General features: G+C 45.5%; 9 protein-coding genes and 1 tRNA gene. 7 read left to right on the forward strand and 3 right to left on the reverse strand.

Annotation, left to right across the window (positions count from 1 at the left end):
• The 3 genes from QZY09_RS24800 to QZY09_RS24810 form a co-directional block, all read left to right on the forward strand.
• Window positions 1-483: toprim domain-containing protein (locus tag QZY09_RS24800; protein WP_367119236.1), on the forward strand; the 483-nt coding region annotated here is incomplete at its 5' end.
• Between the two features lie 71 nt (window positions 484-554).
• The gene (locus tag QZY09_RS24805) at window positions 555-1,529 is read left to right on the forward strand and encodes a type IA DNA topoisomerase (RefSeq protein WP_367119237.1); all 975 of its coding nucleotides are present in this window, start codon (window positions 555-557) and stop codon (window positions 1,527-1,529) included.
• Window positions 1,526-1,834, forward strand: coding sequence for a DNA topoisomerase (locus QZY09_RS24810; protein ID WP_367119238.1), 309 nt, complete (start codon window positions 1,526-1,528; stop codon window positions 1,832-1,834). Before QZY09_RS24805 ends, QZY09_RS24810 begins: the two co-directional genes overlap by 4 nt.
• A 218-nt stretch (window positions 1,835-2,052) precedes the next feature.
• Here QZY09_RS24810 and QZY09_RS16900 read toward each other — a convergent pair.
• Window positions 2,053-2,126 (reverse strand) — tRNA-Asn (locus QZY09_RS16900).
• A gap of 140 nt (window positions 2,127-2,266) precedes the next feature.
• Between QZY09_RS16900 and QZY09_RS16905 the strand changes: the two genes are divergently transcribed.
• Together QZY09_RS16905 and QZY09_RS16910 are read left to right on the forward strand one after the other, a co-directional pair.
• Window positions 2,267-4,231, forward strand: coding sequence for an AAA domain-containing protein (locus QZY09_RS16905; protein WP_367119239.1), 1,965 nt, complete (start codon window positions 2,267-2,269; stop codon window positions 4,229-4,231).
• A gap of 141 nt (window positions 4,232-4,372) precedes the next feature.
• Entirely contained in the window at window positions 4,373-5,662 is a 1,290-nt protein-coding gene (locus QZY09_RS16910; protein WP_295674251.1) for an MFS transporter, read from the forward strand.
• Between the two features lie 93 nt (window positions 5,663-5,755).
• Here the strand turns inward: QZY09_RS16910 and QZY09_RS16915 are convergent, their stop codons facing one another.
• Window positions 5,756-6,967: an aspartyl protease family protein gene (locus tag QZY09_RS16915; RefSeq protein WP_295674252.1), complete on the reverse strand. Its 1,212-nt coding sequence runs from the start codon at window positions 6,965-6,967 to the stop codon at window positions 5,756-5,758.
• Window positions 6,968-7,046: 79 nt separating this feature from the next.
• Between QZY09_RS16915 and QZY09_RS16920 the strand changes: the two genes are divergently transcribed.
• Both QZY09_RS16920 and QZY09_RS16925 read left to right on the forward strand, forming a co-directional pair.
• Window positions 7,047-7,223 carry a hypothetical protein gene (locus QZY09_RS16920; RefSeq protein ID WP_295674253.1) on the forward strand — a complete coding sequence of 59 codons (177 nt, stop codon included), beginning with the start codon at window positions 7,047-7,049 and terminating at the stop codon, window positions 7,221-7,223.
• Window positions 7,220-8,371 carry a D-alanyl-D-alanine carboxypeptidase gene (locus tag QZY09_RS16925; protein ID WP_295674255.1) on the forward strand — a complete coding sequence of 384 codons (1,152 nt, stop codon included), beginning with the start codon at window positions 7,220-7,222 and terminating at the stop codon, window positions 8,369-8,371. Before QZY09_RS16920 ends, QZY09_RS16925 begins: the two co-directional genes overlap by 4 nt.
• Before the next feature lie 109 nt (window positions 8,372-8,480).
• Here QZY09_RS16925 and QZY09_RS16930 read toward each other — a convergent pair.
• Window positions 8,481-9,308: YihY/virulence factor BrkB family protein (locus tag QZY09_RS16930; RefSeq protein WP_295674256.1), on the reverse strand; the 828-nt coding region annotated here is incomplete at its 5' end.

The raw sequence follows: 9,308 nt of genomic DNA on the forward strand, positions 1-9,308 counted from the left end.
ATCCCTTTAGGTATTTTCGGCGGAACTATGAAGGTAATTATTGCTGAGAAGCCATCCGTCGCCAGGGAAATCGCCAGGATATTTGGTGCAACCACTAAAAAAGATGGTTACATGGAAGGGAAAGGCTATACATTTACCTGGTCCTTTGGTCATCTGCTACAGCTTGCTGCACCGCAGGAATACGGCTACTATGGCTGGAATGTTCAAAACCTGCCAATGCTCCCGCCAAAATTTAAACTGCCCATCCGGAAAGTAAAAAGCAAGGATGGGATGATCGAAGATCCTGGGGTACGGAAGCAACTTAATATCATCAAGTCGTTGTTTGATGAAGCCACCGAAATAATTGTCGCAACGGATGCCGGTAGAGAGGGTGAATTAATATTCCGGTATATCTACTATTACCTGAAATGCAAAAAACCGTTTAAGCGGCTATGGATTTCATCCCAGACTGATGCTGCAATAAAGGAAGGGTCAGGAACTTAAAGCCCGGAAGCGATTATGATACCCTTTTTAATTCCGCTAATTGCCGGTCTCAGTCTGATTGGCTGGTCGGAATGAACGCTACCCAGGCATTGAGTTTATCTTCCGGCACGCGCGCTGTATTGTCATTAGGCAGGGTTCAAACGCCCACGCTGGCTATGATCTGTTCACGATACCTGGAAAATAAGGACTTTATACCCGAGCCGTTTTACCAGGTAGCTATTAATGTTGATAAGGATGGGCAGGTTTTTCGCGCGATTAACGAGCAAAAATTTAAAACCAGGGAAGAAGCCCAGGCAATTATCGACAAGGTGCTTGATACCGGAAATATTTTGAGTGTAGAAGCTAAGCCAAGAAAGGAACCACCTCCGTTATTACATGACCTAAGCAGCCTGCAACAAGAGGCCAATAAACGCAAAGGCTTTACAGCGGATCAAACGCTTACCCTTTTACAAAGTCTTTATGAAAGTAAATTGGTTACCTACCCGCGTACCGGGAGCCGCTATATTGGCGATGATGTTTTTGCCGGTATACCGGATCTAATTGAAAAATTGAAAGATCACCCCGAGTTTAACAAGCGGGCCAATGTATTGGCAACAGCCAAGCTCAGCAAGCGTAGTGTAAACGGCAAGAAAGTAACGGACCACCATGCAATTCTGCCAACCGGGGAAACGCCCCACCAGTTATCCGCCGATAAACAAGCTATTTATGACCTGGTTGCCGGCCGGATGCTTGAAGCATTCCATCAGGATTGCATAAAAGAGATCACTAAAATCACGGTACGGTCTGGCAGTATATTTATTGCAAGTGGGACAGTAATAAGCAATCCAGGATGGCGATCAGTATTTAATGAGCCTGACGAAGAAAAAAAAGATGGGGAAAACACTTCGCTGCCAAAGGTAACGCAGGGAGAGGATTTACCAATTTTGGATAAGATACTGTTAGAAAAACAAACAAAGCCTAAGCCTTTATTCAATGAAGCCTCGCTGTTAAAAGCACGGAAACAGCCGGTAAAGAAATTGATGATGAGGAATTACGCGATGCTATGAAAGATAGTGGACTGGGTACACCAGCAACCCGCGCAGCAATCATTGAAACACTCATTAAAAGAAATTATATTCTTCGCGAAAAAAAGAATCTATTACCAACCGCAACAGGGCTTTCTGTGTATGATGTGGTTAAAGATTATAGAATTTCTCAGGCTGAACTTACCGGAAGCTGGGAAAAAAGGCTGGAAGAAATCCGTTCAGGTGCGTCTGTTGATGTCTTTCAGCAAGAGATTAAAACTTATACCAGGACAATTACTCAGGAACTGCTGGTAGCCGGTAAAGGGATGGTATTAAGTAAAACATAATGAGTGATCATAAATTTGTTGGGTGAATAACAGAGAGGCAACCAACGGTTGTCGCGCCATTAAGAATGTTGGTCGCGGCTGATTACCTATTCAAATCAAGTCTTTTCAACTAAAAAACCATATTGGTTAAAAAACCTTATGAACCCCCTTTGTATGCAAATTGTATGCAAACAAAAAACCCAACTCGCCAGAGTTGGGTTAAATCATTGATTTTCAGGCTCCTGAGGCTGGGCTCGAACCAGCGACCCTCTGATTAACAGTCAGATGCTCTAACCGGCTGAGCTACTCAGGAGTATTTTCCGGTTTGGAGTGTGCAAAAGTATGATTTCCGGCTTAATTTCGCAATAAATTTTAAAAAAAATTAAATTGGCTTAAATAAGCTTAAAACCGGCCTTTTTTCACAGGTTTGCAGCCCCTTACACGGTTAGTAAAATGTATACGCTGTACTATTCGGCCATTCTTTCAATCACCGTATTGCTTACCTTTGCGCAAATGGACTACTTCAAAAACCTTGCCGGCCTGCTGAAAATTGAACAAACGGAAGACCGCGAGGCTTATTTAAAACAGGTTTCGTCAACTTCGGTTACTGACAGGAGGGCTGCGGGGCTATCATGGTACCCCATCGCCATCACCGGCACCGAACCGAGCCGGGGCGATTACCTGAACGTTGAAGCTGAAAGAAAAACACACCTGGATGTGATTCACCAATTGCGCTTTGGCAGCCCGGCAGTGTTGTTCTCTAATCACGACCCGAAACATAACCGCGTGGAGGGCGTCATTTCGTACATTGGCGGCGACCGCATCAAGCTCAATATATTTACCGAAGAACTGCCCGATTGGTGCCGCGACGGAAAATTGGGCATTGAGCTGTTGTTCGACACTAATAACTACGATGAAATGTTTGGTGCGCTAAAACTAGCAGCCAAACTTTGTGAAAATCCCGTTGAGGGCCGCCTGGCACAAATCCTTACCGGAAAAAAAAGTCCGCTGTTTGTTACAGGAGACAAGGTATTAACTGCACCAGGTTTAAATAAATCACAGGAGGCGGCAGTAGAAAAAATTATTTCGGCACAGGAACTGGCCATCGTTCACGGGCCGCCCGGTACAGGTAAAACCACAACGTTGGTACAAGCCATCAGCCACATCGTGAAGTTGCAAAAGCAACAGGTTTTGGTAGTGGCGCCGAGCAATACGGCCGTCGACCTGCTAAGCGAAAAACTATCCCAACAAGGATTAAACGTCATCCGGATAGGTAATCCGGCAAGGGTTTCGGACCGGCTGATGGACCTTACCCTTGACAGCCAGATGGTGCTTCACCCTTATACGAAGGAAAGCAAACGCCTTAAAAAACAGGCTGCCGAGTTCAAAAACATGGGCCATAAGTACAAGCGCAGTTTTGGAAAAGCCGAACGCAACCAGCGCAAGGCCCTGTTTGATGAGGCACATAAGATCATGAAGGAAGTGGCCAAAACGGAGGAGTTTATTATCAACGACCTGGTGACCAAAGCGCAGGTTGTTACTGCCACACTGGCCGGGGCCAATCATTGGACGATCCGAAACCTTAAGTTCAATACAGTTTTTATTGATGAGGCCGGACAGGCGCTGGAACCTGCCTGCTGGATTCCTATTCTGAAGGCGCAGAAGGTGATCCTTGCCGGAGATCATTGCCAGCTATCGCCTACCATTAAATCAAACGAAGCGGCGCGCAATGGCTTAAGCACCACCCTGATCGAAAAATGCATCTCCCTGCATCCAGAAGCGGTTACCCTGCTGGAAGAACAATACCGCATGAACAAGGCCATCATGGGCTACTCTTCCGGGGTGTTTTATCACGATGCATTGAAAGCACATCATTCGGTTGCCGACCAGGTGCTTTTTACAGGCGACCTGCCCATGGTATTTATTGATACCGCTGGCTGCGGGTTTGACGAAAAGCCCTCCGGCACCAGCGTATCCAATCCTGAAGAAGCAGCTTTTCTTTTCAGGTATCTTGAAAACCTCGCAGATGCCATCCACAAACACAATCCTTTACAGGATTCCCCATCCATAGCGGTCATTTCGCCGTACAGTGAGCAAGTGCGGCTATTAAAAGAGCAATTAGCAAATACCCCAGCGCTGCATCTTTATGGCGACAAGGTTTCGGTAAATACCATCGATAGTTTCCAGGGACAGGAACGCGATGTGGTGCTCATCAGTTTAACCCGCAGCAATTCCGAAGGCATTATCGGCTTCCTTGCTGACGTTCGCCGGATGAATGTGGCTATGACCCGCGCCCGCAAAAAACTGGTGATCATCGGCGACAGTTCCACACTTAGCCGCCTGCCTTTTTATGCAAACCTGATCAGTTATGCCGAAAGCATTGGAGGATACCAAAGCGCCTGGGAGTATTTAGAATAAGTCAAAAGTCTTGGTCCGAAGTGATGAGTAAGCCTTTCCCTGGAATGCAGGGTTTTCAATCCCGTCTATTTTATTGACGTATTATTGCAGGGAATGTGATATGTTTGGGTTTGTTTTTATCACAATTAAAAGAGCGGTTTAATGAGTCAGCAAAATAGTACCGGAAATTCGGCCACGCGCGTACTGGTGGCCAGTTTAATAGGCACCACCATTGAATTTTTTGATTTTTACATCTATGCCACCGCGGCCGTGCTTGTTTTCCCGAAACTATTTTTTCCTGCCGGCGACCCGGCTTCTGCTACCCTTGCTTCTTTGGCAACTTTTGCTCTCGCCTTTTTTGCAAGGCCATTGGGTGCCGCCCTATTCGGGCATTTCGGGGACCGCAAGGGCCGTAAGGCCACCCTGGTTGCTGCATTAATGACTATGGGGCCCTCAACCGTCGCCATTGGCTTGCTGCCCACCTACCAATCGATAGGCATTATTGCGCCTTTACTGCTGGCCTTATTCCGTTTCGGGCAGGGCCTGGGCCTGGGCGGCGAATGGGGCGGTGCGGTATTGCTGGCAACTGAAAATGCCCCCGAAGGAAAAAAAGCTTGGTATGGCATGTTCCCGCAATTAGGTGCGCCCATCGGGCTGTTGATCTCCACAGCAACTTTTCTTATCCTAAGCAAAACCCTTACCGATCAGCAGTTTTTTAGTTATGGATGGCGCATCCCATTTATTGCCAGCGCTATTTTGGTTTTTGTTGGACTTTATGTCCGGTTAAAAATAACCGAAACACCCGATTTTTTAAAGGTGATTGAAAAAAATGAGCGGGTTAAAGTTCCTATAATAAACGTATTCGTTAATCACACCAAAGTGCTTATCCTTGGCACTTTTATTACCATTACTACCTTCCTGCTGTTTTACCTGATCACGGTGTTTACACTTGATTGGGGAACCAAAACATTACATTATACGCGAACCAGCTTTCTTATCGGCCAGATGATCGCTTATGTGTTTTTCGCGCTGGCTATACCGTTGTCAGCTGTGTTGGCAGACAAGTATGGCCGCAACAAAGTCCTCACTTTGGCTACAGCCGGCATTTTTATATTCGGGCTGTTCTTTTCTCCATTATTTATTTCCGGTAATTGGGGGCTAACCGTTATCTTCCTGGTAATTGGGATGTTTTTAATGGGGATGACCTATGGCCCACTTGGAACAGCGCTGGCCGAAATCTTTCCGGCATCCGTGCGGTATACCGGAGCGTCGGTTTCTTTTACACTAGCTGGCATCATAGGGGCATCCTTAACGCCGATGGTTGCAACTACACTGGCAACAAAATTCGGTTTACCTTACGTTGGTTACTATTTGTGCACAGCTGCAGCAATTACGTTTTTGGCACTGCTGGCAGCGAAGAAGGCCATGAACGAAAATACGGAGAAAGATTAGCGGAATTGTAACGATTTTTCAAGAAGAGGCATCCGTGATTTATAGCAGGGCGCCCCCCCCGTAATCGCGCTTACTTTGTAGTTTATCTACAAATCAAATGCGCCGTTTTAAAGTAATGATCACGTTATCAAATTTTTTATCATGATACACTTCCAGCAACAGGGCGCGGTCGGGCCTCGATTTGAAAATGCCATCAATTTCCTCGAGCGTCATTTTAGTAACTGATTTAAAGTTGATGGCCATGATCTCATCCCCGGGCTCCAACCCTACCTCATCACCCGGAGAACCGGGCTCAACCCGGCTGACAACCACGTGATCTAAATCCTTGCCGGTACTGTAATATTCAAGGCCACTCATATCATGCTCATAGGGTTCATCAATAGTTGGCCCCGGCTTTAAGTACAGCACACTGTCAGGATAATCTACTATCAATGTAAAACGTTTCAAAATACCCATCCCCAGGTTTCCATCCCGTTGTTCAACAGATTTTTCGGCGGCGTTTGATACAGGGAACGAGGTGATCACGTTTTTAATTTTATATTTACCGATATCCACTTCTTTTACCCTGCTTACAAAACCATTAATAGGCCCGGTAAGGCCTACGCCCAGGTTAGCAGCGATAAATTTATCAGGCAGGCCATGCTTTTCAATAATATTTTCAAGCGACAGCGGGTGTCCGGCACCAAGGTCGAAGATGAGTTTGTCTATTGATTTGGTGCCGTTGGTAAATGTAACCTTCGCCTGCAAGTAAGGTTTACGGTTCTCAATTTTTAGCGGGACCTTATTGCCTTTGTTAAAAAGACGCATGTCTTTGGGCTTTGTAACCGTTAAAGAGCTGTCGGCAAAATTAATTTTAACAGCCAGATTATTAAAAAACTCATAGCCCAGCAGGCCATGAATGGGGATACCGGCATAATTGGAAAGGCCAAAATGGTCTGTTTTTAATATCGCAGCGCCTACATCATAGCTCTTCAGGCCAGGAATCTGCACGTCTAAGGCAGGGGTAATATATGCTTCCAGGTCATCGCCTTCGCCCAGGCCTTCTATTTGAATGGTACGTTTATTAATAAGGTTGATGGAATCCACTAACTTTGGGTCGGTGATCAGCATCAGGCCGACACCGGTGTCAAGTACAAAGTTAAAAGGGCCCTTGTCGTTTATGTTTAAGCGGACAACTACCAGGTCCCTGATGAGACGAAAAGGGACAGTAACATGTTTCCGGCCGCCCTCCAGGTCGAAATATTGCGCACGGGCAGGCATGCTGCAGCACCATAAAACGGCCAGCATTGCTGTTACTCGTAACATTTTTATAGTATGGGAGAGACGCGTCAACTAAAGTTTATATTTGGATATTAAATATACAATTTAATCATATAAAACCCTGATGCGACAAAAAGTATTTATCATTTTGACGGCGCTCGGTGCGCTGTTGTTACAAACCAATGATGCCGCTGCAGGCCATATCCGCAAACGAAAAATAAAAAAACAATTCAAACATTCCGCCATCCTTAACGATCATTTTACCGGCTTCGCGCTGTACGACCTGATGATAAAAAAATGATTTGGCAGCAAAACGCTGATAAATATTTCACCCCTGCATCCAACACAAAACTATTTACTTTTTATACCTGCCTTAAAATGCTGGGCGACAGCATCCCTGCACTAAAATATGTTATCCGCCATGATTCATTGATCTTTTGGGGCACCGGCGACCCTTCTTTTTTGCACAGCGACCTTAAAGCTACCAAAGCTTTTAATTTTTTGAAAGCCGCCAATAAAAAGCTGTTTTTTGCAACAGGCAATTATAATGGTGATTTTTATGGGGATGGCTGGGCCTGGAATGATTATAATGATTACTACCAACCGGAAATTACCGAACTGCCACTTGAAAATAATGTCGCGGAATTTTATGCTGATAAAAATGATTCCATCAAGGTGAAGCCCTCCTATTTAAAAAGATATGTAAAGTGCGACAGTAATTACCGCCCCTCAAACTTCAGCGTTAGGCGCGATTTTATCAGCAATAAATTTGTTTACCCCGCCGTAAAATCACCTAAGGGCTTCGTACAGGATGTACCATGGAAAACAAGTACTGCATTAACGCTGGCTTTGCTGCAGGACACCCTGAAGCTGCCCGTTTTGGAAATCCATTTATCTATGCCTGATAGCGCAAAAACTATTTACGACGCCAATGCAGATACTGTTTACCGGCACATGCTGCAACCCAGCGACAATTTTATAGCTGAACAGTTATTGCTGGTTTGTTCGTCGGCAAAATTTAAAATCCTAAGTTCAGATTCAGTGATCAGCTATGCGAAAACGCATTTTTTGAACGACCTGCCCGACGTGCCCCAATGGGCAGATGGTTCAGGACTTTCGCGGCAAAATTTGTTTACCCCCCGTAGCATCGTTGCTCTCCTTGAAAAAATAGATAAGGAAGTGAAAAATGACAGCCTGTTGCATAGCCTGTTACCCGAAGGCGGTGTGGTAGGAACGATCAGGCACGCCTATAAAACGGATAACGGGCAACCATTTATCTGGGCAAAAACCGGGTCGTTAAATAACGTGTATAACCAGGGTGGCTACTTTGTTACCCGCAAGGGAAAGCGCCTGGCCTTTTCTTTCATGAACAACAACTTTACCCGCCCTGTTTCTGAAGTCCGCGCCGAGATGGCGAGGATTATTACGTGGATACATGATGAATATTGAGTTGATTGACACGAATTACACGAATGAGTTCGAATTGTCACAAATCTCAGGAAGCAAATAAATCCGCTTTCAATTCATGTAATTCGTTTTTATTTGCGAAAATTAGTGTTTATCCTTTCTTTATCTCTTCATCCAATTCGGGGTTTTGCCGCGGTAATATCTTCACTTCCCTGATAATTTCGGTTTGTTGAACGCTTACGGCATAATCAGCCGGTTCGATTTTACAGCCAATAGCTTCGGCGTAAACCTGGGTAAATTCGGCGCCGATGTAAACAATGGCGGCAGTGTAATAGATCCAGATCAATATCACCAATATGGAGCCCGCTGCTCCATAGGCGGAGGTTTTGGCGGCGTACTGGATATACAAATTAATTAAATACTGCCCGAGCATAAAAAGCACCGAAGTAAAAACGGCGCCCCACAGCACATCCTTCCACCTGATCTTTACATCGGGCAAAACTTTAAATATAATGGCAAATAATAGTGAGGTAACCGCCAGCGTGATCCCGAGGTTGACGCCCTTTACCAGCGGCGCCGTTATGGCATGCAAAAACTGGCCAATGTCGCGGGTTATTGCATTCATCACCACGCTTACAATAAGCGATGCCAGCAACAGGAAGCCCAGGCCGATGATCAGCGAAAATGAAAGAAAACGGTTTTCTATCAATTTAACCCAACCCTTTTTGGGTTTGGCTTTTACCCGCCATATCATGTTCAATGAATCCTGCATCTCAATAAAGGTGCTGCTGGCGCCAATTAACAGCGTTATGGTGCCGATAACAACGGCGGTGCCTGATTTACCCGAAAGCTGCAGGTTCTTTAAAACTTCCTGTATCTGCGCTGCTGCCTGGGCGCCCACATAATGTGCAATTTCGGGGTATAGTTTATTTTCAGCGGCTTTTGGCCCTAATACCAGGCCGGCAATTGAAATAACCAG

Source organism: uncultured Mucilaginibacter sp. (genome assembly GCF_903913935.1).
Classification (GTDB): Bacteria; Bacteroidota; Bacteroidia; order Sphingobacteriales; family Sphingobacteriaceae; genus Mucilaginibacter.